This is a genomic window from Hymenobacter profundi, from assembly GCF_019334315.1.
Lineage (GTDB): Bacteria > Bacteroidota > Bacteroidia > Cytophagales > Hymenobacteraceae > Hymenobacter > Hymenobacter profundi.
In genome coordinates, this window is sequence record NZ_JAHWGL010000214.1 from 1 (window position 1) to 749 (window position 749).

2 tRNA genes and 2 rRNA genes are annotated in these 749 nt (G+C 52.5%); all 4 read left to right on the forward strand.

Annotated features, from left to right (window positions below):
- A 16S ribosomal RNA gene (locus KYK14_RS21955) occupies positions 1-54 on the forward strand; the annotation flags it as partial.
- A gap of 115 nt (positions 55-169) precedes the next feature.
- Positions 170-243: transfer RNA gene (locus KYK14_RS21960), tRNA-Ile, on the forward strand.
- A gap of 36 nt (positions 244-279) precedes the next feature.
- Positions 280-356, forward strand: a tRNA-Ala gene (locus KYK14_RS21965).
- A gap of 204 nt (positions 357-560) precedes the next feature.
- Positions 561-749: ribosomal RNA gene (locus tag KYK14_RS21970) — 23S ribosomal RNA — on the forward strand; the annotation flags it as partial.

Consider the following 749-nt stretch of genomic DNA (forward strand, 5'->3'; position numbering starts at 1 on the left):
GCTAAGTCGTAACAAGGTAGCCGTACCGGAAGGTGCGGCTGGATCACCTCCTTTCTGGAGCTGGATCCGACTCGGTGGCGCCGTTCTATTCGGCAACTACGCTTGCCACCCCATTTGTCTTTTTCCTGCCGTTCAATAGTATTTCGGATTCGACTGATCGAGTCGACCCGGGCTTGTAGCTCAGGTGGTTAGAGCGCTACACTGATAATGTAGAGGTCCCTGGTTCGAGTCCAGGCAGGCCCACTGCCACAGCGGGGATTGCCTGTTGCGGACTAGAATGGGGGATTAGCTCAGCTGGCTAGAGCACCTGCCTTGCACGCAGGGGGTCAACGGTTCGAATCCGTTATTCTCCACCAAGTACTAGCGAGCCAATAGGGCTGCTAGGGTGAGAATACTAGTAAATAGAAGCAGAATACGGTGACGTTTTCTCTTCGCATTGATTCCGAATGAGGAGTCGGATGTTCTTTGACGTAGTGTAACGAGTAAGAAGAAAAAAGAAAGTCGAATATGCCGTTAGGTGTATCTGACCGGAGCTCAACTGCTCTTTTAGAGGAGTTGTTACAGAAGTAACAAAGGGCACACGGGGGATGCCTAGGCTCTCAGAGGCGACGAAGGACGCGATAAGCTGCGATAAGCGTGGGGGAGGAGCACATATCCTGTGATCCCACGATGTCCGAATGGGGCAACCCACTAGCATGCAGTGCTAGGGCCTATACTTTTAGTAGTATAGGGGCAAACGCGGGGAACTG